Source organism: Acetobacter zythi, assembly GCF_963921165.1.
In the GTDB taxonomy this organism is placed as follows: Bacteria; Pseudomonadota; Alphaproteobacteria; order Acetobacterales; family Acetobacteraceae; genus Acetobacter.
In genome coordinates this window covers 606,852-630,595 of the sequence record NZ_CAWUEO010000001.1, presented here as the reverse complement: position 1 = coordinate 630,595, position 23,744 = coordinate 606,852, and the positions used below count along the sequence as shown (strand labels likewise).

24 protein-coding genes are annotated in these 23,744 nt (G+C 60.4%); 12 read left to right on the top strand and 12 right to left on the bottom strand.

All coding sequences use genetic code 11. The features are described from left to right. Window positions 1-32: 32 nt before the first annotated feature. The gene (locus AABE20_RS03025; RefSeq protein ID WP_338331752.1) at window positions 33-737 is read right to left on the bottom strand and encodes a GntR family transcriptional regulator; all 705 of its coding nucleotides are present in this window, start codon (window positions 735-737) and stop codon (window positions 33-35) included. 553 nt (window positions 738-1,290) lie between these two features. Here AABE20_RS03025 and AABE20_RS03020 point away from each other — a divergent pair. Continuing rightward, on the top strand, window positions 1,291-1,731 hold the full coding sequence (locus tag AABE20_RS03020) for a DUF2501 domain-containing protein (RefSeq protein WP_165991231.1): 441 nt from the start codon (window positions 1,291-1,293) through the stop codon (window positions 1,729-1,731). Window positions 1,732-1,937: 206 nt separating this feature from the next. Further along, the gene (acs, locus tag AABE20_RS03015; protein ID WP_408740620.1) at window positions 1,938-3,881 is read left to right on the top strand and encodes an acetate--CoA ligase; all 1,944 of its coding nucleotides are present in this window, start codon (window positions 1,938-1,940) and stop codon (window positions 3,879-3,881) included. A 32-nt stretch (window positions 3,882-3,913) separates the two neighbouring features. On the opposite strand, the gene AABE20_RS03010 is transcribed toward acs, so the two are convergent. Continuing rightward, window positions 3,914-4,177: a DUF1653 domain-containing protein gene (locus tag AABE20_RS03010; protein ID WP_338331750.1), complete on the bottom strand. Its 264-nt coding sequence runs from the start codon at window positions 4,175-4,177 to the stop codon at window positions 3,914-3,916. 57 nt (window positions 4,178-4,234) lie between these two features. Here AABE20_RS03010 and AABE20_RS03005 point away from each other — a divergent pair, with 57 nt between their 5' ends. Further along, window positions 4,235-4,816, top strand: a complete 582-nt coding sequence (locus AABE20_RS03005; protein WP_338331749.1) for a hypothetical protein — start codon at window positions 4,235-4,237, stop codon at window positions 4,814-4,816. Window positions 4,817-4,821: 5 nt separating this feature from the next. After that, window positions 4,822-5,115, top strand: coding sequence for a hypothetical protein (locus AABE20_RS03000; RefSeq protein WP_338331748.1), 294 nt, complete (start codon window positions 4,822-4,824; stop codon window positions 5,113-5,115). Between the two features lie 45 nt (window positions 5,116-5,160). Here AABE20_RS03000 and AABE20_RS02995 read toward each other — a convergent pair whose 3' ends face one another. Beyond that, window positions 5,161-6,123 carry an SAM-dependent methyltransferase gene (locus AABE20_RS02995; protein WP_338331747.1) on the bottom strand — a complete coding sequence of 321 codons (963 nt, stop codon included), beginning with the start codon at window positions 6,121-6,123 and terminating at the stop codon, window positions 5,161-5,163. After that, a complete protein-coding gene (locus AABE20_RS02990; protein WP_338331746.1) occupies window positions 6,120-6,506 on the bottom strand; it encodes a DUF423 domain-containing protein in 387 nt (128 codons plus the stop codon). The genes AABE20_RS02995 and AABE20_RS02990 overlap by 4 nt, the downstream gene beginning before the upstream one ends. A 139-nt stretch (window positions 6,507-6,645) precedes the next feature. Between AABE20_RS02990 and AABE20_RS02985 the strand changes: the two genes are divergently transcribed. The 3 genes from AABE20_RS02985 to AABE20_RS02975 all read left to right on the top strand — a co-directional run bounded on the left by AABE20_RS02985 (window position 6,646) and on the right by AABE20_RS02975 (window position 8,642). Beyond that, window positions 6,646-7,224, top strand: a complete 579-nt coding sequence (locus AABE20_RS02985) for a cob(I)yrinic acid a,c-diamide adenosyltransferase (protein WP_338331745.1) — start codon at window positions 6,646-6,648, stop codon at window positions 7,222-7,224. Between the two features lie 253 nt (window positions 7,225-7,477). Further along, window positions 7,478-8,143 (top strand): hypothetical protein, encoded by a 666-nt coding sequence (locus AABE20_RS02980; protein ID WP_338331744.1) that lies wholly within the window; start codon window positions 7,478-7,480, stop codon window positions 8,141-8,143. Window positions 8,144-8,174: 31 nt separating this feature from the next. Continuing rightward, a complete protein-coding gene (locus tag AABE20_RS02975; protein WP_338331743.1) occupies window positions 8,175-8,642 on the top strand; it encodes a hypothetical protein in 468 nt (155 codons plus the stop codon). A gap of 96 nt (window positions 8,643-8,738) precedes the next feature. On the opposite strand, the gene AABE20_RS02970 is transcribed toward AABE20_RS02975, so the two are convergent. From AABE20_RS02970 to cysQ, 4 genes are all read right to left on the bottom strand, one after another. Beyond that, window positions 8,739-10,172 carry an FAD-binding oxidoreductase gene (locus AABE20_RS02970; protein ID WP_338331742.1) on the bottom strand — a complete coding sequence of 478 codons (1,434 nt, stop codon included), beginning with the start codon at window positions 10,170-10,172 and terminating at the stop codon, window positions 8,739-8,741. Window positions 10,173-10,234: 62 nt separating this feature from the next. Then, window positions 10,235-10,792, bottom strand: a complete 558-nt coding sequence (locus tag AABE20_RS02965) for a hypothetical protein (protein ID WP_338331741.1) — start codon at window positions 10,790-10,792, stop codon at window positions 10,235-10,237. Beyond that, window positions 10,789-11,790, bottom strand: a complete 1,002-nt coding sequence (locus tag AABE20_RS02960; RefSeq protein ID WP_338331740.1) for an L-threonylcarbamoyladenylate synthase — start codon at window positions 11,788-11,790, stop codon at window positions 10,789-10,791. Before AABE20_RS02960 ends, AABE20_RS02965 begins: the two co-directional genes overlap by 4 nt. 107 nt (window positions 11,791-11,897) lie before the next feature. After that, complete coding sequence (gene cysQ / locus AABE20_RS02955; RefSeq protein WP_338331739.1) at window positions 11,898-12,668, bottom strand: 3'(2'),5'-bisphosphate nucleotidase CysQ; 771 nt, start codon at window positions 12,666-12,668, stop codon at window positions 11,898-11,900. Between the two features lie 159 nt (window positions 12,669-12,827). Here cysQ and AABE20_RS02950 point away from each other — a divergent pair, with 159 nt between their 5' ends. Beyond that, window positions 12,828-14,300, top strand: a complete 1,473-nt coding sequence (locus tag AABE20_RS02950; protein WP_338331738.1) for a leucyl aminopeptidase — start codon at window positions 12,828-12,830, stop codon at window positions 14,298-14,300. A gap of 62 nt (window positions 14,301-14,362) precedes the next feature. Here AABE20_RS02950 and AABE20_RS02945 read toward each other — a convergent pair whose 3' ends face one another. Then, on the bottom strand, window positions 14,363-14,809 hold the full coding sequence (locus AABE20_RS02945) for a DNA polymerase III subunit chi (RefSeq protein WP_338331737.1): 447 nt from the start codon (window positions 14,807-14,809) through the stop codon (window positions 14,363-14,365). A 99-nt stretch (window positions 14,810-14,908) separates the two neighbouring features. On the opposite strand from AABE20_RS02945, the gene AABE20_RS02940 reads away from it, so the two are divergent. After that, on the top strand, window positions 14,909-15,763 hold the full coding sequence (locus tag AABE20_RS02940) for an aldo/keto reductase (RefSeq protein WP_338331736.1): 855 nt from the start codon (window positions 14,909-14,911) through the stop codon (window positions 15,761-15,763). A gap of 37 nt (window positions 15,764-15,800) precedes the next feature. Here AABE20_RS02940 and AABE20_RS02935 read toward each other — a convergent pair whose 3' ends face one another. Then, window positions 15,801-16,919: a S1C family serine protease gene (locus AABE20_RS02935; RefSeq protein WP_338331735.1), complete on the bottom strand. Its 1,119-nt coding sequence runs from the start codon at window positions 16,917-16,919 to the stop codon at window positions 15,801-15,803. A 412-nt stretch (window positions 16,920-17,331) separates the two neighbouring features. Here AABE20_RS02935 and AABE20_RS02930 point away from each other — a divergent pair, with 412 nt between their 5' ends. From AABE20_RS02930 to cowN, 3 genes are all read left to right on the top strand, one after another. Beyond that, complete coding sequence (locus tag AABE20_RS02930; protein WP_338331734.1) at window positions 17,332-18,834, top strand: aldehyde dehydrogenase family protein; 1,503 nt, start codon at window positions 17,332-17,334, stop codon at window positions 18,832-18,834. 157 nt (window positions 18,835-18,991) lie between these two features. Next, the gene (locus AABE20_RS02925) at window positions 18,992-19,666 is read left to right on the top strand and encodes a Crp/Fnr family transcriptional regulator (protein ID WP_338331733.1); all 675 of its coding nucleotides are present in this window, start codon (window positions 18,992-18,994) and stop codon (window positions 19,664-19,666) included. An 87-nt stretch (window positions 19,667-19,753) separates the two neighbouring features. Continuing rightward, window positions 19,754-20,029 (top strand): N(2)-fixation sustaining protein CowN, encoded by a 276-nt coding sequence (gene cowN / locus AABE20_RS02920; RefSeq protein WP_338331732.1) that lies wholly within the window; start codon window positions 19,754-19,756, stop codon window positions 20,027-20,029. A gap of 31 nt (window positions 20,030-20,060) precedes the next feature. Here the strand turns inward: cowN and hrpB are convergent, their stop codons facing one another. Both hrpB and AABE20_RS02910 read right to left on the bottom strand, forming a co-directional pair. Then, window positions 20,061-22,637, bottom strand: a complete 2,577-nt coding sequence (hrpB, locus tag AABE20_RS02915; protein WP_338331867.1) for an ATP-dependent helicase HrpB — start codon at window positions 22,635-22,637, stop codon at window positions 20,061-20,063. 96 nt (window positions 22,638-22,733) lie between these two features. Beyond that, window positions 22,734-23,669, bottom strand: a complete 936-nt coding sequence (locus AABE20_RS02910) for a hypothetical protein (RefSeq protein WP_338331731.1) — start codon at window positions 23,667-23,669, stop codon at window positions 22,734-22,736. Between the last annotated feature and the right edge of the window lie 75 nt (window positions 23,670-23,744).

Sequence of the window (23,744 nt, the reverse complement as noted above, 5' to 3'; positions counted from 1 at the left end):
GTAAAATATGGATTTTTATGAGGTAAAAATACTCAGTTCACGCTCAGGCCAGCATGCCTGCGCCGGAACACATCCACCGAGATTCTGGAAGCTTCCAGAATATGAATGCGCGTCAGTCTGGCGCACAGATCCGCATCCCGGTCGCGGCAGGCGTCCAGAATGGCCTTGTGTTCGTCGTGGGTAATGTTTGTCCGGCCTTCAATAATCAGATGCCCGCGTATGTAGCGGTCCAGTCTGGTATTCAGGTCCTCTATCATTTCCAGCAGGCGGGGGCGGGGGGCTGCGGCATAGATGGCGTTATGGAATGCCCGGTTGAGTGCGCCTGAGCGGATCATGCCCTGCGGGCCTTCCACTCCGGCTACAAACGCTTCGTAGGCGTCTTCTACGCGGGCAAAGTCCACGCGGGTCATGTTGCGCACGCCCTCGGCTGCGGCCTGTTCTTCCAGCATCGCGCGGATCTGGGAGTATTCCAAAATATCGGCTTCATCCAGCCCAATAACCATGGCGCCCTTGTTGGGCATGAACGCCACCAGCCCTTCGGCCTCAAGGTGTTTAAGGGCTTCACGCACAGGAATAATGCTTACCCCAAACCCTGCGGCAAGTTCGGACTGGGGCAGGGCGCGGCCCGCTGGCAACTGGTCTTCCAGAATAGCTTTGCGCAACGCTGTGCAAATGCTCTCGGACGCGGTGCCATGCGGTGCAATGTCAACGCTTTTGAAAAGACTGGCAGGCAGCATGTCGGTATAGGCTCCCGCTTGGATCGTTACGGACTCGTTAAGGTTGTTATAGAGTGGAAGGCCAAACTGTTCAATCGGCCAGTCCGGCCAGAGCCTGGCATGAGGCAGGTTGATCTGGTGTGGGGTGTTATATCACCTGATCGTGATTGCCGGTTGGCGGGGCGGCCAAACGCCATGCCTGCTTTGGCGCATCCATGCTGGCAAAGGGGGGGTGGCCGCGCCCGATTATGACCCGCCTGGGGGCGTGGTCTATGGCAGGCACAAGCTGAACCGCATGGATAAAATTACAGAAGACAAAGATAATACCGTAATGTTTCAAGACCATAATTTTATCTGGCCCTACTGCGCGCACCGTTTGTAAGCCAGTTGCAAAGGGTGTGTGGGGCAGATGGTATGGGGCCGCAACGTGGCATTGTTTTTGTTATGACAGGCACGTTCCCCGCCCGCCCGGACAGGACTGTGGTCTGCCATGTTTTTTGTGCGCGTGGGGGCTGCTTGATCTTTGCGGGGGTTACGGGGCAGTTTGGCGCATATTCCGTTTGGGAGATTCTGAATGAAACTGTTTGCCGTGCGTGCCCTGTCGGCGCTAGCCCTTACCACGTCCGTGCTGGCCTCCATGCCCGCACTTGCTCATGCCGAGGATCAGACCCTCAATATGCCGGTTATCCGTGGGGGAGATACGTCTCTCCTCTCAACCGTGGACCCATCAGGTTACGTGGCCTCCATTGACCCGAAGGAAAATGCAGGTCTGCTGAACTACTGCGTACAGAACGAATACGTCCCTGATTACGACGATGCCTTCCGCACGTTGCAGGAATACAACAAAAAGACCAATGCCGTGTCCGATGGTTCGGATGGTAATATGTTCTATGCGATCGGCTCCGCAGGCCAGATCCGCCTGAACGACCACACCTACACCGTGGCAATGGCAACCCTGCCGCTGCGCCAGAAGACCTGTAAGGCCGTTCTGGACCGCGCCAAAGCTGCCCTGTAATACGGCGGCAGGCCTTATTCCGCGCCGACCGGAATTAAGGTGTGGAATAAAAACGGCAGAACAAAAAAGGCTGGTCACGGTGGTGATCAGCCTTTTTTTATGTCTGGTTCGGCACATTATTTGTGCGCCGGGGGTGGGCATGTCTTTCCTCGGGCGGCGTGATATGATCAAACACCATCTGGTTCGGGTGCAAAATAAGAACGTAAATGAAAGGACCAGTCCGAGTGGAAGATAAAGTTCCCTGCACGACGGAGACAGGCGTCTCTGATCGCTATCTTGATCAAGTGCAGCGTGCGCAACGCGACCCGGAGGCCTTCTGGCTGTCGCAGGCGCGCAGACTGGTCTGGCATAAAGCGCCCTCCCATGCCTCCCGCTCCGATTTTGGCGGTGACGTGCGGATTTCATGGTACGCGGACGGGCAGCTCAACGTGGCGGAAAACTGCCTTGACCGCCACGTTCTGACCCAACCCGACAAAGCCGCCCTGATATGGGAAGGTCAGGAAGACGGGCAGAAGCTGGTGCTGACCTACCGCGAACTGCACGCGCAGGTCTGCCGCCTTGCCAACACGCTGCGTAGGCTGGGTGTTGGCAAGGGGGACCGTGTGGCCATTCACCTTCCCATGGTGGCAGAAGGCGTGGTGTCCATGCTGGCCTGCGCGCGCATTGGGGCCATTCATGTTGTGCTGTTTGGTGGTTTTTCAGCCGAAGGGCTGGCCGAACGGCTTATGGATAGTGGCGCTGTTGTGGTGATTACGGCCGATGTGGCGCGCCGTGGGGCCAAGGCCATCCCCAGCAAGGTGACCATGGATGAGGCCCTTGTGGCCTGCGGAGCGGGTTGCACCGTGCGCCATGTGCTGGTCGTGCCCGTAACGGGCACAGAGGTGCCCATGCAGCCCGGCCGGGACCTGCACTTTGCCGCGGAAGTGGCAATGGAAATGCCCGATTGCGCGCCAGAAATCATGGATGCCTGCGACCCGCTGTTCCTGATGTACACATCAGGCAGCACGGGTCGGCCCAAGGGGGTGGTGCATGGCACGGGTGGGTATCTGGTCTGGGCGTCCTACACGCAGGAGGTGGTGTTTGCCGCCCAGCCGAACGATGTGTTCTGGTGCACGGCGGATACAAGCTGGATTACCGGGCACACCTATGTTGTGTACGGCCCGCTGTGCAATGGCGCGACAATCCTGATCTATGAAGGTCTGCCCTCATGGCCCCAGCCGGGCCGTTGGTGGGATGTGATCGACCGCAACAATGTGAGTGTCTTTTACACCTCCCCCACAGTGGTGCGTGCCGCCATGCGTGAGGATGCAGACGTGGTGCGCAGCCGCTCCCTGTCCAGCCTGCGTGTGCTGGGCACGGTGGGTGAGCCGATCAGCCCCGAGGCGTGGCAGTGGTTCCATGATGAGGTGGGCAAGGCCTGCTGCCCGGTGGTGGATACGTGGTGGCAGACCGAAACAGGCGGTGTCATGCTGACCGCCAGTGCCGGGCAGGTGCCGGGCAGACCGGGGGCGGCAGGTTTGCCGCTGCCGGGGGTGGAAGCCGTGCTGGTGGACGCCCAGACCCAGACCGAGGTGAACGGTGCAGGGGATGGCCTTTTGTGCATGGCCCGCTCATGGCCCGGTCAGGCCATGACCTTGTGGCGTGACCACGAGCGTTTCCGCCAGACCTATTTTACCACATGCCCCGGCCATTACTTTTCGGGTGATGGCGCGCGGCGTGAGGAGGATGGATATTTCTGGATTACTGGCCGTGTGGATGACGTGGTCAATGTTTCGGGCCACCGTATTGGCACAGCCGAAATTGAAGATGCCGTGGCAACCGATGCCGAGGTGGTGGAAAGTGCCGCCGTTGGTGTGCCCCATGACCTGAAGGGGCAGGGGCTGGTGGTGTTTGTTGTGCCCCGCACGGAGGGCAGCCTGAACCCCGCAGCCGTGCGCCGCGCCATATCCGATGGGGTGGGCCGCTATGCGGTGCCTGAGCAGATTTACGTTGTGCGGGATCTGCCCAAAACCCGCTCTGGCAAAATTGTCCGCCGTCTCCTGCGCAAGATTGCCGCACATGACCTGAGCAATCTGGGCGATCTTTCCACCCTGTCCGACCCGGATATTGTGGAAGAAATTATTGCACAGGTTTCTGAGCAGGCGGGCTGATCAATCCTGCCCGTGGCGTATGGGGCCGTGCCCTATGCGCCACTTTGGGTGGGGGTGTTTGCGCCAATAAAAGCAAAGCGTGGCACGCCGTTCACAGTTTGCTGCCACATGGCCAGCGGGCGGACCCAGTAGGTGCCCAGTGCGTCGCACCGGTAAGTGACCAGCCATTCCTCCGTCTCGCTGTGGCGTCCTACACATAGAACCGTGTACAATCCCCCTTTATAATGGCGGTAGAGGCCGGGCTTTGGGTGCCCGGGCTGTGCTGGCGTGGTATTTGTGCTTGTCTGTTCGGACATGCTTGGGGTCTACTCCACAAAGTTACGTATTGGTCAGGTCAAACAAGGAATGTGCGCTTGAAGCATCGTGTGGGGTTGTATTGTGTGTTGGCGGGGTTGTCTGCCCTGCCTTGCGGTGTTTCCGGTTATGCGGTTGCGCATGGCACAGGCTCGGCCCAGCAGGCCGGGGCCGCCCACGCTAAAGGAGACCCCGTAGCCCTGACCGACCAGCGCGGTAGTGCGTTGGACAGTGCCGCCCGTGTGCTGAATGCGGATGATCTGGCCGCCGCTGCCCGCCATAATGATAAACCACTGGTGCTGGTTGGCTCGGCTCCCCTGTCGGCCAATGGTGCAAATACGGCACTTTTTGTGCAGGTGCAGGCGGCAAGCCTATGTGGGTCCGCCGGGTGCTCCACCGATGTGTATGTCAGGCGCAACGGGGCATGGGCCAAGGTTCTGGATTCCGTAAGTGGACCGATTGAACTGCTGCCAACAACGCATGGCGGGGTCAGAGACATTCTGGTGGATGGTTCTGACCGCTGGGTGTGGCGGAACAACACCTATGTGGACACGCTGGTGGCGCAGGATGTGCCGGGGTTAAAAGCATCTGTGCAGGAGCATCAGGCGCAAATGGGCGAACAGCCCGATGGTGGCCGTTAACCAGTATGGCGCAGGTGGATGGCAGCATTCGGTTGACCCTGCTTAAAACAGGGGCCACGGTTGGTCTTACGGCCATTCTGGTGTTTGTGCTGCGCTGGATACTGGGTTTTTTGCCCCAGCTGGATGCCATAACAGGTGGGCATATGGGGGGCGATGTACTGCGTTTTCTAGCCTCTAACGGGCACGCGCAGACCCAGCAGGGCGTGGCCATTACGCTCATTGTTGTATGCTTTGCTTTGGCCGTGCTGGTTGTGCATGCGGCCGAACGCATATTCCGGCGCAGGCAGGCAAAGCATTAGGGTACGACCAGCAAAAACCAGCCGCCCCTCCTGCGGGTTATGGGGTTAAGGCATGGAGGATGGTAGGGGAGATACGCCTTTAATGGCGGCATCTTGCGACCAGAAAAACGTCAACTCGTGTTTGTTATGTGCCAGATGGGCCAGTGCGCCACCGGGTATGGCCTCAAACGCGGCAATGGTTTCGTGGTCGGTTTCGCCCTGAAATTTAACCGTCAGCACAATGTTTTTGGTCTGCCCGGCATCAATCCATGCACGGGTCAGGCGCAGCAGGCGCTGGGGGTATGCAATAATATCGGAAAAAACCCAGTCTGCTGCGGGGAGCGTGTTGGGGTCCAGCCCAAAGGCGCTGGCCTGCTGGAAGCTGACCTCCGGCATGGCCGCAACCGATGGCGCCAGTGGTGCGCGGTCAAACGCGGTAACCTGCGCGCCAAGGCTTGCTAGCGCCCATGTCCAGCCACCGGGGGTGGCTCCCAGATCATAACACCGCTCGCCTGCGCTGGGCCAACGGCCCAAGCGGGTGCAGGCCTCCCAGAGTTTGAGGTACGCGCGGGAGGGCGGGTCTGTCCGGTTTTCCACAAATTCGGGCGCACCATTAACAAACGGGCTGCTTTTGGTGGCCGAGAACAGCAGGGTTGATGTGTCCAGCAAGGTCCATGCCCCAAGCGGACTGCTGGGCGCGGGAGTGGGAAAAACCAGCGGTGCGGCTTTGACTGGTGGTAGTTTTTGCACAATCAGCCCGGCCCGGCGGAAGTTGTCCGCCGCATACAGGCTCCAGTTCCGCTGGATGGCGCGCAGCGTATCCGATGCATTGCGGATGGAGGTAATGCTGGCGCGCTGCGGGGCAGTCCATATATCCAGCGCCCAGGGGGAATAGACCGGCCTGTGGGTGGAAAGGGCCAGCATGCCATGCCAGTCCACAACCTCCACCCCGCGCAGAAGCAGGTCTTCTTGCAAAACGTGTTTAAGCCCGTCGGCAGCCAGCCATGCGCCCTGTATGGAGGTGCTCATGTGCGGCGCATCCACCCCACAGCCAGCACCAGCCACGAGACAATAAGGAAGCTCCCCCCAATGGGGGCAATATGGTTGCCATGGTGGCCAGTAAAGGCTGTGTCGTACACACCACCACAGAACATGAGCGTGCCCACCAGCGCACCGCAGCCGCCTACAAGGAGCACACGGTTGGTGCGCCCGGCCAGCCCAAGGCCCAAGGCCAGCAGGGCTATGCCCTGCCACATCTGCATATCCATGGCGCTGCGCGCCATGATCCGCCCGCCCTCGGCAAAGTATGCATCGGGCAGGTGTGCGGTCAGAGCGCCCATAATTGTGCCTGTGGCGATCAAAAGCGCACCACAGATCCGCCACAGACGTGTAAGAAAAGGTCCAGTCAGCATAGGTGCGTGTATAGGCGTGTCTGTGGCAAACGGGAATAGTGCTCCACGCTCTGGCGGCAATTTTAGTCTCTGCAACGCCGGGCATGGTCATGCGTTTTGTTGCGATAAGAAATAAGCTGGAGTGTCAGGGGGATGGGGCATGAGCATACGGATTGATAAAATTGTAACCCGTGGAGGGGATGGCGGGCACACATCTTTGGGTGATGGGTCACGCGTGACCAAGGATCAGGTCCGCATAGAGGTGCTTGGCACACTGGATGAGATTAACGCGCTGGTTGGTCTGGTGCAGGCCCACACTCCGGCGGGGGATGCTGTTGCGCACCAGCTGACCGCTGTACAGAATCTGCTGTTTGATATGGGGGCGGATATCTGCCTGCCAGAAGACGGCCCCATGGCCGAGCGCGCGCACCGCGTGGAAGAGGCCGCCCTGCTGGTGATTGAACGCAGGATAGAAGAACTACGGCAGCGGCAGTCCCCCATTGCGGGCTTTGTGCTGCCCGGTGGTTCCGTGCCAGCGGCCATGGCGCATATGACCCGCACACAGGTGCGCCGTGCCGAGCGGCGCATGGTGGCGCTGGCCCGCGAAGAACGGGTGAACCCTGTTTTATTGAAAATACTGAACAGATTGTCCGATTACTTTTTTGTGCTGGCGCGGCACTTCAATCATGACGGGCAGACCGATGTTGTGTGGCAGCCCGTGCCCAAAGACGAAAAATAGGCCCAGACCATACAACCCCTTGGAAAAAAGGGGGGTGTATGGTATATAACGCCACAGCAGACATTGCCTGCGCGGCAATGTGTAAAATACCCTGCTGCCGGTGCTGCGGCCATATTTCTGTTTTTATCATACTATCTGGCCATAAACACAGTTGCTCCGCATCTGTTTTAACCAGACGTATATCAAAGCACACTTGGCTTTCTGGCAGCTTTCAAACAGACCATAAAATATCTGAAACGTGACATCTGAATTCATGAATACATCATCTTTTCTTTCCCCCCCTGTTGTGGACAGGGATAACGAGGAAGGGCTTGAAGAAGCGTCCATGCGCAATGCGCTCGAACGCATTGGACATTCCGCCCGTTCCCGCCAGTCTGCTGCTCCGCAACCTCGCCCCGCCGTCGAAAACGCAAATAACAAGCGTCGTCGCTTTGTGCGTGATGGAGAGGTGCAGGTGGAAAAGCATTCCCTTGCCCGCACAACGCCACGTACGGTCGCCATGCCGCGTGTTGCAGGCACGTCCCGCGCTGTGCATTTTAATGAAGAAGACAATAGCGAACTCTCCCGCCTGCGCCGCCAACTGGCGGAAGAAAAGCTGAAGGTGGAAGAAAGCGAACGCCAACTGGCCGATATGCAGGCCACCCAGCGCGGCTTGACCACACGCATTGGTCACGCGGACGCCCTGATTGCCGAGCAGAAGAACAAACTGGCTGAGCGTGAAGCGGAACTGCTTGTTGCCGGGCGCGAAATGCGTGCCGGACGCCGCCAGTTAGAAGAGCTGGAGGCGGAAATGGCCGCCCTGCGCCGCCAGTTGGACGCCAAACCCCGTGGCCGCCCACGCAAGGAGCCTGAACAGGCGGATGGTGTGGCTGTAGTGGCAGAGGCAGAGCCGCAGCCTGTTAAGTGGTGGAAGGACTAACCCCTGACTGTGCGTTTGGGGATATCCCACAATGAAAAATAATACGGCTACGCCCGCCCTTGCCCTGCTGGTTCTGGACGTAGCCCTTGGGGTGGCATGCGTGGTGCTGCCCCCAGTGGTTATGGGCTTTGTTGGCCTGCTGCGCGATGTGTTTGGTGTGCTTGTGCTGCCATTCACCTTTCTGTTCGGGCTGGCAGGCTGGTCGTCCGACCTGTCCTCCCTCTCCAGTGTGCATGATGGTCTGGCGCCACAAACCACCCCCCACCCGCTTTATGCTGTTATGGCGGCCGGAGCGCTTGGTGTTGGGGGGGTATGTTCTGTTCTGGCCTGTAACACGCCGCAGGGCGCTAAAGTGGAGCGGATTGCCGCACCCGTTTTAACAGGTGCTGCCATGCTTATGGTGGGGTTTGACCCCGGGCTAATTGTTCTGCCTGCATTTATTTTGCAAATACTGTGCTTTTGGTATCCAACGCTGTCTTTTTCTTTTCGGCGTCACTAAAAGCATTTTCCATAAGTCATCCGTATTGATGCGGATATGACAGAATGGACCGAGGGCCTGCATGTGCGCGCCCTCGGTTCTGATCGTGTGGTCTGCTCAGGCGGGGGGTAACACCTTGCCGGGGTTCATAATGTCCTGCGGGTCAAGGGCTGCTTTGATCCGGCGCATGGTTTGCAGTTCCGCACCACCACGCCAGGATGGCATCATGTAGGTTTTAAGCTGGCCCACGCCATGCTCGGCCGAAAAAGACCCACCCAGCCTGCGCACAATCTCGGCCACGGTATCCATCATGGCGTGGTCCTGTGCCAAAAACGCGGCAGGGTCCGCGCCTTCGGGTTGCACCAGATTGAAATGGATGTTGCCATCGCCAATATGGCCAAAAGGTGCGACCCGAATACCGGGGATCAGGGCTTCGCAGGCTTTGGTGGCATCGGTAATAAATTCCGGTATGGCCGCCAGCGGCACGGATACGTCGTTTTTGACCGATGCGCCCGCGCGTTTTTGTGCCTCGGCATGTTCCTCACGGATCATCCACAGGCTCTGGCGCTGGCTTTCGCTTTCGGCCAGAACGGCGTCTGTCACCAGCCCGTTTTCTAGCGCGCTGCCCAGAACATCTTCCATCAGGCTGCGCAGGCTGTCATCGGCACGGGGGCTGGCCAGTTCCACCAGCACATAGGCCGGGGCCGGGGCATCCAGCGGCAGGGCGGCTCCGTCTATCAGGCTGTTGACCAGCGCCATGGATGTGCCGGACATGAATTCAAACGCATGAATGGCGGAGGGGTCCTGTTTGCGGAAGGCGGCAAACAGGTTGAGTGCTCCTTGGGGGCTTTCCACGGCGCAAAGTGCCGTCTCGCGCGAGCGGGGGGCGGGCTGGAGCTGAATAACAGCTTGGGTGATAATCCCCAGTGTTCCTTCCGAACCCACAAGAAGCTGGCGGAGCGCGTAGCCGGTATTGTCCTTGCGGAGTTTGCGCATCAGGTCCAGCACGTTGCCATCGGGCAGTACGGCTTTCAGCCCCAGTGCGAGTTCACGCGCATTGCCGTAGCGTACCGTGTTGTTACCACCTGCGTTGGTGGCCAGAATGCCACCAATGTCGGCGGAGCCTTCGGATGAGATGGAAAGAGGGAGCAAAAGCCCCTGCGCACTGGCCGCATCCTGCGCGGCTTTAAGGGTTACCCCCGCATCCACGGTCATGGTCAGGTCGGCGTGGTCAATGCTGTGGATCTGGTTCATGCGGGTGGTGGAAATAACCACGGCATGTCCGCTCGAATCCGGTGTGGCGCCGCCGACCATGCTGGTGTTGCCCCCTTGGGGCACCATGGGCACGTTGTGGGCATGGCACAGGGCTACGGCTTTTGCGCATTCCTCGGTGTTGGCCGGGCGCAGTACTGCGGCGCAATGCCCGTGGTAGAGGGCGCGCCAGTCCACGCAGAACGCCTCTGTATCCGCCGGGTTGGTCAGCACGCCCGAAGGGCCAAGGGCCTGCACCAGCGCATCATGGAGAGTTGGGGGAAGGGGCGTTTGGGGCATGGCTCTGGTTTTCCCTGCAAAAGCACAAAAAAGACAAAGTAAAAGGGCGGTCTGGCCACCCTTTAGTAAAGATAATGGGTGTTATCGGCTACGGTGTGGATGGGGGCTGGCCACAGGGCATGCACGGCCTGCGAGCCTGCAACCCCAACCAGCAGGCCCACAATCAGGCTGATGGCAATGGTCACGGGTTTTTGGGTGCGGTTGCTGCTCTTGAGCGTTGCCAGATGGGTCTGGAGTTCCGCGCGGGACTTTTGGGTCAGGTAGAGTTCGGATTTAAGTGTTTCGTTCTGGGAGTAGGCAACCCGCAGGTTGCGGTCCAGCCGGGTAATGCTGTCTGCCATTTCCCGCAGTTGCACACGGTACTGGTCGGGCATGTCCGTTGTTTTGGACTTGCTGGCAGAAGCCCGTGTACCCGCCGGACGGGTTGCACTTTTGGCTTTGGACGGGTTGACTGCAATGGTCTGGAACAGGTTTTTAAGCGCACCACCCGTTGTGCTGTTTTTGCGCGCGCGGTTGCGCAGGGCCTGTAAGGCGGTGTCCGACTGGCCGGGGTGGTCTTCCAGCACCAGTGCCAGAATATCCGACAGAATTTTGAGTTCCTTGGGATCAATCTCGGTCATGGCGCCATCTCTCCCGTTCCGTCCTGCGGGCGGGGGGCTGCTGCGCGGTTCAGGCGGTCCTGTATGGCGCGGCCCAGACCATGCTGGGGAATGGGCTGTACAGCAATGCGGTGCAACCCAAGGCGCTGGCCTTCGCTATCGAGCGTGCGCAGGCCGGTAAACAGCCTTGCGGCGGCGTCTTCCAGACTGCCAGTCTCGCTCAGGTTCCAGACCAGCGGGGCAAGGGTGGGGCGGGGGGCGCCAAACGCCAGCAGGGCCTCATCCGCCTGAGCGTGCAGGGCGTTGAGCCGCACAGGCAGGTGCGGCGCGTAATGCGAGATCAGGCGGCCCGGAGAATGGGGGGCCAGATCACTGGCTGTATGGGGCAGGCTTATATGCGGGCAGATGGTTTGCAGCTCTTCCAGTGTTACACCGCCGGGGCGTAACAGGCAGGGGGCGTGCGGGTCTGTCAGGTCCACCACAGTGCTTTCCAGCCCCACGGTGCATGGGCCACTATCCAGCACGGCATCTATGCGGCCATCCAGTTCATCCAGCACATGGGCGGCATCCACCGGGCTGATCCGGCCCGAACGGTTGGCCGATGGGGCGGCTATGGGGCGATCAACCAGTTCCAGCAGCGCATGGGCCGTGGCATTGGCAGGCACACGCACAGCAAGGCTGGACAGACCGTCTGCCGCCAGATCGCTAATGCAGCACCCCGGTGCGCGGGGCAGGATAAGGGTTAGCGGCCCCGGCCAGAAGGCCTGTGCCAGCCTGCGCGCCAGAGGGTTGGGTGTAACCTGCTCGAACGCAGCCTGCGCACTGGCAAAATGGCTGATGAGCGGGTTAAAGCGTGGCCGGTTCTTGGCTTCAAAAATGCGGGCTACGGCCTGCGGCTGGCTGGCATCCGCCCCAAGGCCGTAAACGGTTTCCGTGCCAAACGCCACAAGGCCGCCAGCACGCAGAATGCTGGCAGCTGTGGCAATGCCGCTTTGGGTGGCATCCAGACGTCTGGTCATGGTGTTCTCATGGCAACAGGGCGCAATCCGTAGGCCGATCAGTAAGGCTGCAATGTTTTGGCAACAGGAGAACCCTGCGTAAAGGGGCTACGGGTAAACTGCTCTGTTTATAGCGTTCCGGTACAGACAAAAGGAGGATTTTTCCAGCCTGTTTTGCCATAAATAAGGGGCGAACCATCCAGCAGGGTAATATGGCCACCTGCCGCTTCCACAATGGCCTGCGGGGCGGCTGTATCCCATTCCATGGTGGGGCCAAGGCGGGGGTACAGATCGACCAGTCCTTCGGCCACACGGGCAAATTTTACAGCCGAGCCAATATTGCCCAGATGCGCTATTTTTTTGCCGTTCAGGTATTCGGCCAGACGGGTGTCATCCGCATGATGGCGGGAGGCCAGAACGGTCAGCCCTTCGGGTGGGGCTGTGCGGACATGAATGGCCTGCAACCCGTTTTTGTCCAGCCGGTGCGCGCCCAGACCCACCCCACCGGTGTAGAGCTGGTGGTAGGCTGGCAGGGCCATAGCCCCCAGTGCTGCATGGCCATTGCGGACAAGGCCGATATTGACGGTAAAATCGTCCCGCCCGGCGGCAAATTCGCGCGTGCCGTCCAGCGGGTCCACCAGCCAGTAGGCGGGGGTGGCATAAGCTTGCAGGCCAGCGGCAACTTCTTCTTCCGCAATAACGGGAATATCGGGTGTGGCCGCGCGCAGCCCGCGCAGAATGTGGGCCTCTGCCGCGTGGTCCGCCTCCGTTACGGGGGAGGAGTCGGTTTTGGTCACGGTTTCAAAACCCCGCGCGCGAATGGTGCGGATGATTTCGGCGGCTTCATTGGCCAGTCTGGCGGCAAGGGCCAGCAGGTCTGTATCTGCAAGGGTGCTCATGGCCCTAGCATACGCCAGCTTGGGGCCGCCGTCATGCCCTGTGGTGCATGGGGGATGTTTATCGTGCAATCGGGGGTGCGGGCCTGCGTGGCTATTGCCAAGACAGGGTGGGAGACTTAGGCAGAAAAGATGTGGTTTTCAGGGAGATCGGTCAAAATCATGCTACAGATTTCATTTTCCACCCAAACACAGCCCACTGCTGGCGCGCTGGCTATTCTGGTACCAGAAGGGGACACACGCTCCGCTGTTTTTCAGGCGTTTGATCAGGCGACCCACGGCGCACTGGGGCGTGCGGCCAAAGCCGAAGGGTTCAAGGGCAAGAGTGGCACAAGCTGCGTTGTGCTTGCGCCATCGGACAGTTTTGAACGCATTGTGCTGGTAGGCCTTGGCAAGACGGACGATGTGGATGCATGGGCAGCGGAAAAGGCGGGCGGTCTTGCGGCCTCCTTGCTGGGCCGCGCGCCCAAGGCTGCACTGGCTGTGGGGGACCTGTCCGGCGCGTTGGCGGCTCATGTCGCTTTGGGTGCGGTACTGGGGGCCTACCATTTTGGCCTGTACCAGACCAAGGAAGAAGACGACAAAAAGCACGTTCTGGCGGACCTGTCCGTGCTGGGCGAACACGCAGGTGCGGCGGAGGGCCTCTGGTCGTCCCTTCAGGCTGTTGCACGCGGCGTTGTGCTAACGCGTGATTTGGTGAGCGAGCCAGCCAATGTGCTCAACCCGGCCGAATTTGCCGAGCGGGCCACAACCCTGCGCGCCCACGGGCTGGAGGTGGAAGTGCTCGACCGCGCCGCCATGACCGAGCTTGGCTTTGGTGCCCTGCTGGGTGTGGCGCAGGGGAGTGCTAACGAGCCGCGCACCGTTATCATGCGCTGGAACGGTGGCAAGGAAGGGGATGCCCCGGTGGCCTTTATTGGCAAGGGCGTTACCTTTGACTCGGGTGGTATTTCCATCAAACCCGCCGCCGGTATGGAAGACATGAAGTGGGACATGGCCGGGGCCGCAACAGTTACCGGGCTTATGGCGTCACTCGCGCTGCGTAAGGCTGCGGTCAATGCTGTGGGTGTTGTGGGGCTGGTGGAAAACATGGTCTCCGGCACGGCCCAGCGTCCGGGGGATGTGGTGCGTAGCGCATCGGGGCAGACGATCGAGGTCTTGAATACCGATGCCGAGGGCCGTCTGGTTCTGGCCGATGTGCTCTGGTATGCGCGTGACCGCTTTGCCCCCCGCCTGATGGTGGATCTGGCAACCCTGACTGGCGCCATTATTGTAGGGCTTGGCCACGAATACGCGGGTCTGTTCTCCAATGATGATGCGCTGGCCGTGGGTCTGGCGGACGCAGGCGCCTTTACGGGTGAAAAGCTGTGGCGCATGCCCATGGGCAAGGAATATGACGCCCTGCTGAAGTCCGATATTGCGGATATGCAGAATATCAGCGGTGGTCGCGCTGGCGGCTCCATTACTGCGGCACAGTTCCTCAAGCGTTTTGTGGGGGAAACACCTTGGGCGCATCTGGATATTGCCGGGGTGGCGTGGGCCAGCAAGGCCAAAAATGGCCAGCCCAAAGGGGCGACCGGCTTTGGTGTGCGCCTGCTTGACCGGTTTGTGCGTAACGGGTTTGAACAGGACTGAACCTGCCAGCCCCCCGCCTGCCCGGTTATGCGGGCGGGCGGCTTTTTGCTGGAGGTGCGGGCCTAGCGCGCGCGCTTCCAGCCTTTGTCTTCCTGCCGCCAGTAAGCAAGGTCATGCCCTGCTTTGTGGGCCTGTGCCCAGCGCGCGCGGGCTGCGGCCACAGCACTTTCGTCATGGCCATCAAACAGGTCAAAAATCCGCTCAAAGCGGGTTGGGTCGGCGCAATGCCGGTTTTGCGTTAAAAACAGAAAACGGGCCTCGTTCGGGCAATCATCCCCCGTACTCAGCCAGATAGGTTGCAGGTCCGGGCAGGCTATGCCCGCGCTGCCGTGGGGCAACCACCGTGGGCTGGCTGTTTGCCAGAGCGTTTTGTCCAGCTCATCCAGCACCGGTTTGTCCGCACACCACACAACGGCTTTCTGCCCACTCTCCAGCGTGCGGGTCAGCAGCATGGGTAACGCTTCTGTCAGGCTGGTGCGGGTCAGGTGGTAAAAGCCGATCTGGGTCATATATCAACTATAGCAGTCTTGCCGTGGGGCGGAACAGAAGCAGGGTGCAAGCCTGTTTTATGCTGCCTGATGGCGTGAGGATACAAGGAGTAAAGCAGCATGGTCCAAACCATAACCCTGCCAGATGGCACAGTCCTGCCCGCATTGGGGGCTGGAACATGGAATATGGGGGATTGCGCTGCCCGCGCGGAGGAGGAAATTGCAAGCCTGCGCTATGGGGTGGAGCAGGGCGTGCAGGTGGTGGACACGGCGGAAATGTACGGCAATGGCCGCTCGGAAAAACTGGTGGGCGAAGCCATAGCCCCCCTGCGTGAACAGGTTTTTCTGGTCAGCAAGGTTCTGCCCACCAATGCGTCCGCCAGGGGCGTTGCGCAAAGTTGCCGCCGGTCTTTGCAGCATTTGGGAACAGACAGGCTGGACCTTTACCTGCTGCACTGGCGCGGCAGCGTGCCACTGGCCGAAACGGTGGAGGCTTTTCGCACACTCCAGCGCGAAGGGCTGATCCGGTATTGGGGTGTTTCCAATTTTGATACGGACGACATGCGTGATCTGGAGCGGTGCGCGCATGGGGGGGAATGCGCGGTCAATCAGGTGCTGTACAGTCTGGAGCACAGGGGTGTGGAGTATGACCTGCTGCAAGCGGACAGCCAGCGCAAGGTTGTTACCATGGCCTACTCCCCCCTTGGTCAGGGTGGGGCATTGCTAGCCAACCCCGTGCTGGGGCGTGTGGCGGCCCGGCATACCACATCGCTCGGAGTTGCAACGCCTGCACAGGTGGCGCTGGCATGGGTGCTGCGCCAGCCCAATATGCTGGCTATTCCCAAGGCGGGCACACTTGCGCATATGCGGCTTAATCTGGCGGCGGCGGAGCTGGAACTGGGGCCGCAGGATCTGGCGGAGCTGGATGGCGCCTTTGCACCCCCCACCCGCAAACAGCCGCTGGCCATGATCTGAGCGGGGCAACGGTCAAAGGCGCTGTGCTGGCCTGCGCCTAGTGGAACCCACCATCCTCGGATAAGGGGCGCAGGCCCACACGTATGGTCAGGGTCTGGGGGTGGGTGTTGCGCATAATGGCCAGTGTTGCGTCACTCCCCGGTTTGGCGGTGGCAATGGCGCGGATCATGGCGCGGGCGGTATCCACGTGCTCCCCGTTGAGCATGGTAATCACATCGCCTTTGCGTAACCCGCCATGGGCTGCGGGGCTGTCGCGGTCGACCTCGGTCACCTTGGCGCCGCTATGGGTCTGCATATCGTCCAGTGTGGCGCCAAGCCAGCCGCGGTCTATGTGGCCTGTCTGGCGCAGGGTCTCTACAATGGGAATAACAATTTCGGACGGAATGGAAAATCCAAGCCCGACTGATCCGCCTGTGGGGGAGACAATGGCCGTGTTCAGCGCCACAACCTGCCCGGCAAGGTTAAAGGTCGGGCCGCCGGAATTGCCGGGGTTTATGGGGGCATCAAGTTGTAAAAAGTCATCAAACGGGCTGCTCCCGATATCGCGCCCACGGGCCGAAACAATGCCCGCGGTAACGGATGACCCCAGACCAAACGGGTTGCCTGCCGCCATAATCCAGTCGCCCACCTGCACCTGTCGGCTATCGCCCCATTCCACATAGGGCAGGGCGTCGGGGCTGGTAATTTTGATAACGGCAATATCCGTCAGCGGGTCCATACCCACCAGCGTTGCGGTAAATTCCTTACCACTGGCGAGCGATACGGTAATGGTATCCGCATCCTCCACCACATGACCATTGGTGACAATAAAGCCGTGCGGGTCGATCAGAAACCCAGACCCGGCTTCAAGCAGTTCATCTCCATGGTGGCGCATGCGTTCGCGGTAGCGCCGTTCCAGCGGTGTGCCTTTAACGGAGGAGGGAAGCTTGTGGTGGCTGTCAGCGGCAAAGTCATCCCGCGTGACGGCAATATTGACCACGGCAGGGACCACCTTGCGCACAAGGGGGGCAAAGCTGACTGGCCCGCTTGTAACCAGCGGCGTGGCCGGGGCAAAGGGTGGCAACGTGTCTGCCCATGCCGCACCTGCATTCAGGAGCGGCGTGCAGCACAGATAGGCGACTGCCACGGAGGGCAGGCCTTGCAGCAATCTGGTCATAAAATGCGGTGCCATGGAGCCAAGCATGTGAACTTTAGGCCATGTTTGGCGGGCTTGCGCAACCATGCTGCCAGCCTGAAGCCTGTTTTCGTGCTCTTTTTAACACGGCTATGCGCCAGAATGCAGGATAAACCGCCAGTTCTACGGTCTGATGGCGGGGGCAAAAAGAACACTGATGCGCCCATATCCGCCGCCCTCATGAGGTGGGGTGTTTTTCGTGTTTTCAAAAAAAATGAGGGCCGCTCAGCACGGGTATCATGGTTTTTTGGCCATGCCCTGTGCAATATAGGCAGGTATGGCCATGCTTTATGGCCCAAAACTTGCGTCTGTTTCCCAGCAAGAACCAGCTTCGTTACTGCGCACCGGCCCGGACCGGTCATGAGCTGGTATTTTTTATGTGCTGGAGCATCGCATGAGCGTTAATCAGGAACCGCCCTTCAAGGCCCGTTATGAAAATTATATTGGCGGGCAATGGAAAGCACCCATCAGGGGCGTTTACATGCAAAACAGCTCCCCCGTGGATGGACGCATTCTGTGCGAAGTCCCCCAATCCAGTGTGGAGGATATAGACCTTGCGCTGGACGCCGCCCACGCGGCTTTTCCGTTATGGGCGCGTACTGCTGCGGCGGAACGGTCTTTGCTGCTGCTCAGGGCGGCGGACCGTATGGAGGCCAGCCTTGACCTGCTTGCCCGGGCGGAAGCATGGGATAACGGCAAACCGATCCGTGAAACACTGACTGCGGACATTCCGCTGGCGATTGACCATTTCCGTTATTTTGCCGGGTGCCTGCGCGCGCAGGAAGGCACATTAAGCGAAATTACGGATACGACCATTGCCTACCATTTTCATGAACCATTGGGCGTTGTCGGGCAGATTATTCCGTGGAACTTTCCTATTCTTATGGGGGCATGGAAGCTGGCTCCCGCGCTGGCGGCAGGCAACTGCGTGGTTATGAAACCAGCCGAAACAACGCCCGCCAGCATGCTGGTGCTGATGGAACTGATTGGGGACATCTTCCCCCCCGGTACGCTGAATATTGTTAACGGTTTTGGGCGCGATGTGGGGGCGGCTCTGTCCAACAGCACGCGCATTGCCAAGATCGCCTTTACCGGCTCCACCCCTACCGGCAAAACAATAGCCCATGCCGCAGCGGAAAACCTGATCCCCGCCACGCTGGAATTGGGGGGGAAGTCTCCAAACATCTTTTTTGCCGATGTGATGGAGCATGATGATGACTATTTGGACAAAGCGGTGGAAGGCTTTGCCATGTTCGCCCTGAATCAGGGGCAGATATGCTCCTGCCCCAGCCGCGCACTGGTGCATGAAGCCATTTACGATCGGTTTATGGCCCGTGCCTTGCCCCGTATTCAGGCCATTCGTCAGGGGCACCCGCTAGACCCGCAGACCATGATGGGGGCGCAAAACTCCACCATGCAGCAGCAAAAAATTCTGGATTACATTGCTATTGGCAAAAGCGAGGGCGCGGAACTGCTCACAGGCGGTAACAGACCTGATCTGGGTGTGGAACTGAACAGGGGGTGTTACGTCCAGCCCACAGTGTTCCGTGGCCACAACCAGATGCGTATTTTTCAGGAGGAAATTTTTGGTCCTGTGCTGGCGGTGACAACCTTTGGAACAGAGGAAGAAGCCTTGGCCATTGCCAACGATACGCCTTTTGGCCTTGGGTCTGGCGTTTGGTCGCGCAATGCAAACACCTGTTACCGCATGGGGCGTGGCCTGCAGGCGGGGCGGGTGTGGGTGAACTGCTACCACGCCTATCCGGCCCATGCGGCTTTTGGTGGGTACAAAAAATCCGGCCTTGGGCGCGAAACCCACAAAATGGTTCTGGAGCACTACCAGCAGACCAAAAATATGCTGGTCAGTTACAGTGAGAACAAGCTGGGTCTGTTCTAGGTTCAGGGCGTGCGTGTTCAGGCACGCTTTTCCACCGACAGACCTGTGCACCCCCCAAGCCGCTTTATCAAAAGGGACAGAGCAGCTTGGGGGGGCTTAACGCGGCGTTAAGGAGGTTGGGCCATGTGGTCTGGTTTTTGCGCATTGGGGCCGCATAATGCCGCCCCATAGCCATGGTCCGGCCTCCATTTTGGCATTGCTGGAACATGAGGGCACACACCCGCTGCGCGGCGTGTTCCAGATGATAGCGTTTGAGCGTGGGCAACTGCTGGCCCAGCCGGATGATGCGGATTATATTTTTGTGATCAGAACCGGCTGCCTGCGCGCGTTTTTGCTGGCGTTTGATCGGGAGTTAAGCCTTGCTTACCTGCGGCGGGGCGATATGTTCAGCACCCACACACGGCTGCAAATGCAGGCAGGCGAGCCAACCCAGCTTTTTATTGCCAAGCGGATTGCTGTGGAGCAGGTCTCGACCTCTCATCCCGCGCTCCAACACGCCCTGATCCACGGTCTGGCAAAAGTGCTGGGCCAGACCATGACCTTGCTCGAAGACCTTGCCTTCCACCATGCCAGAGGCCGGATTGCCCGCTATATTGTGCGCAGTGCTGCGCACGCTGGCATTGGCCTGCAACGCGGGCAGGTGGTGCCGCTCGCCCTTGGTATGGAGGAAATGGCAGCCCTGCTGGGCACAACCCGGCAGACGGTCTCGACCGAGTTCAATACCATGATCCGCGAAGGCGCCTTTGCGCGGGAGCGGCGGGGTTCGCTCCGGCTGGGGGATGTCACCCTCCTCAAAAACTGGGCGCGTGGAGAGACCCTACGGGGCGGTTGATGCGCCTTTTGTCGGGCATCTGACAGACAGGTAGCCCCTCCTATTCCAAACTCTCGTTCAGGCTCGGTAAAACTGAAAGGGAGAGACATGTCCGAAGGCTTTGATCGTTATGTCAGCTTCAGGAATGTGGCATGGGAAAGCAAGACAGCCGAGGTGTTTGACCTGCTGCAAACGCATTTTGAGCAAAATACCAGCCCGTTTTGGAGCTACTTCCTCAAACAGCGCGGCATTGCCCATGCTCAGGGGCTGGATGACCTGCGGGTTCTGCACAACTTTTTGCCAACCCTGAAAGACATTTTAGAAGACCTTGAAGATACAAAGGCTTTGCACAAGCTGGAAGAGCTAGAGGACCGGTGTATGTAACGGTGCGGCCCTCCTTGCTCTTCCATGCGGTTCAGCTTGGGCGCTGCCGGGGTTTTGCCGGAGCAAGGGCTGGGTTTTCCGGCCAGTCGTGGCGGGGGTAGCGGCCACGCATGTCGCGCCGCATATCCGCCCATCCCCCTTGCCAGAACCCGCCAAGGTCCGCCGTAATGGCCTGTGGCCGCCCTGCGGGGGAAAGGAGCGCCAAACGCAACGGCACTCGCCCGCCCGCAAGCAGGGGCGTTTGCTCCGTGCCATAAAAAACCTGCGCACGGGCCGAGGCCACGGGCACGGGCTGGGTGTAGTCCACCTCCGCCCGCCCACCGGGGAAGGGTAGGTGGGTTGGCAGTTCGCGCTCCAGCCATTGGTATTGCTCGTAGCTGAGCAGGTTGCGCAGCAGGGCATGCACGTCCAAGTCTTTTATAGCGGCAACAGAGGTGCGTCCTGTAATGTAAGGGGCCAGCCAGTCCTCAACACTGCGTGCAAGAGCGGAGGATGAAAAATCGGGCCATGCCTGCTGCCCTTCTGGCCCATTATGCGCGGGTGTGGCCTGCACGCTGTGGGCCAGCGTAACACGGGCCTGCAACTGCTTGACGGCATCCGTCCAGTTCAGAGCCGTTTCCAAAGCGTCGCGCACATGGAGCAGCAGGAGGGAGGCTGCTTCCTCGGGTTTGACCTTTTCGGTCCGGTCCTTGAGCACAAGGCAGCCAATGCGCGTGCGCCTGCGTGCCAGAATATTGCCCGATACGGGGTCGAGCGTGGTTTCCACCTGCTCGTGCGTGCGCGCCAGCAGGGTGGGGGGCAGGTCATTCAGGTCCAATGGTGCCGCCAGACGGATTTCGGCTGCTGTGCGCAGGTGCAACCCGGCCACGGCCAGCAGGCGGTGGGGGCTTAACCCATCATCCCGCTTAAGCCGCGCGTTGCTGCCATTGGCCAGCCGGTAACTGCCCGGCTCGCCCCGGCACAGGGCAATCCGGTCGGGAAAGCCCGCCGCCAGTAAGGCTGCGGGGTTGCCTTGGGCATGCAGGTGCTGGGGCACATTCAACCGGGACCGAAAGCGCTTTGCCGCAAGGCGGATGCGGCTGAGTGCCCCCCGGTCTGCATCCGGGTGGTCTTCGCCTGCAATCAGGTCCAGCCTCAGGCCAATATCGGCCGGGGGTGTTATGGGGGGGCGGCCCTGTGCCGTGTGTCGTGGGCGCAGGGGGTCCCGTTCTTCCAGAAGAGCGGCCATGTCTGCTGCCATTGCGGCTTCCTCCGCTGTGCGTGCGGCCAGAAGCATGGCGGCAAGGCGTGGGTGCGTGCCAAGCTGGGCCATGCGTTTGCCAAGCGGGGTAATGTTGCCCGCAGTATCCAGCGCGCCCAGATGTTCGAGCAGTTCCCACGCTGCGGCAACTGCACTGCCGGGGGGCTGGTCCGGTAGGGGCAGGGGGCCGGTTGTGCCCACGGTATCGGCCCACAGGGCCGTGGCCAGAACGTAGTCTGACAGATCGGCTTCCAGAATCTCCGGTCGGTCATGCTGGGGCATGGCGCGCTGAGTGTTGGTACTCCACAGGCAGTAGGCGGTGCCCGGCGCTTCACGCCCTGCGCGTCCTGCACGCTGGCGGGCCGCCGCCTTGGAAATGCGCAACGTATCCAGCCGTGAAAGCCCAGCCCCTGCATCAAAGCGTGGCGCGCGGCGGTAACCGCAATCCACCACCACGCGCACCCCCGGTACGGTGAGCGATGTTTCCGCAATGGAGGTGGCCAGAATAACGCGGCGCTCACCTGCTTCTCCGGGGCGCAGGACGCGGGCCTGTTCCGCCGGGTGTAGCTCCCCATGTAGGGGCAGCACTGTTGCACTTATTCCGTCCAGCAACTGGGCTGTGCGCCGGATTTCTCCCGTGCCGGGCAGGAAGGCCAGAATATCGCCCGTGGTATCCGCCAGTGCCTGCCGGATACCCGCAGCCGTGGCCGGGGCAATATCGCGCAGGGTGGGAATATCCTTTTTGGCATGGTGGACTTCCAGCGCAAACATGCGGCCTTCGCTGGTCAGCACGGGGGCGTTCATCAGGCTGGCCAGCCGTTCGGTCTCAGCCGTGGCGGACATGGCCACAAGCCGCAGGTCTGGGCGCAAGGTGCGTTGCAGGTCCAAACAGAAGGCAAGCGCCAGATCGGCCTCCAAAGAGCGTTCATGCACTTCGTCCAGAATAACGCAGGCCACATCTTCCAGCATGGGGTCGCCTAGCAGGCGGCGCAGGAACAGCCCTTCGGTCAGCACCTCAATACGGGTACGGGCCGAAACGGCGCTGTCTATGCGGGTGCGGTAGCCTACAAACCCGCCCACATCCTCCCCCATAAGGGAGGCAATGCGCTGGGCGGCGGCGCGTGCGGCCAGCCTGCGGGGTTCGAGCATAATAATGCGCCCGCTTTCGCCCCGCCATGCGCAGGCCGCCAATATGGGGGGGATGGATGTGGTTTTGCCCGCCCCCGGTGGGGCCACCACAATGGCGCTGGCCGGGCGCTCAGGCGTTGGCTCTACAGCCAGAACGGCGCGGAGTTCTGGCAGAATCTCCTTGACCGGCAGGCCGTTGGCAATTGCATCGGGGTCGGGGGAAAAAGGCTGGGCTGTCATGCCGCCTTTTATGGCGGTCAGGCGGGCTGGCTGCAATGTTTACCATGCCCCCTCCATGGTGTGCGTTGTGCATGGAAGGGGGCGGTAATGCCGGGGTCAGCGCGTTTTTGTGCTGGTGGGCAGGGTTAAAAACCCGGCTTTGGGGGAGAGGGTTTTGGCCGGTGCCTGTGTTGGGGTGTCGTCCATGCCAGTGGGGAAGATGGCGTTGGGTTCACTCTCCTGCGTTGTTGCTGTAGCGGCAGCAGGCGTGGGTATGGTCGGCTGGGGAGTGCTGGCGGCAGCATCCGTGCTGGCAGAGTCCAGCCCTGCTCCAGTGCTGGTGGCAGATGGGGTGCTGGGCGCATTGATGCCGGGCTGGAGTTCCGTCAGTTTGCTGGTTTCAGACTGGGCACCAGCCACGGGTGCGGCATCGGGCGCTCCGGTCAGGGACTGGGTCTGAATAGCGTTGTTCATGGGGGTGCCCCCCGCATCCACCAGCCATTTGTTCAGGGAATGGCGGATCTGGTACTCGAACTCGACATTGATGGTCTGCATCATGTCTTTTGTAATTTCGTACAGGTTTGCCGGGCTTTCCACATCCTGCGATGGGTCGGGGTGCAGGGTCTGGGTGGCCTGTGCGGACGCACTTGCCACGCGCTTGCCATCGGGGTTGAGGATGTCCAGATGAATATCCATCTGCCCGTCCAGCGTGCCGCCGGGCTGGTGCAGGATAAATGCGCGGTCAATCACAAAATGGGCTGTGGTGGCCGCTGCGGTATTCCCCGTTGCCACCAGCCTGTCTGCTGCCATCTGCCGCAATGTGTGGTCTGGTGGGGAGGGGGATCTGTACCCAATATCGCCCGGTTCGGGGTTGGTTACGGAGTTGTCCACCACATCCAGCGTGGCCACGTTCAGGTGGATCTGGCCCAGATAGTCATAGCTTAGGGGGGTAAACTTGGTCTGCTGCGGCTGGTCCGCGCACCCGGCAAGGGCTGCTGGCAGAACAAGGGTTGCGACCAGATGGGAAAGACGCATACGGGGGAACGGCAGCATGGCACAACCTCTTTAACAGCCGACTGAAATAATCCAACGCAGGCTCCGGTGCGGGGGCGGTATCCACCCCGGTCA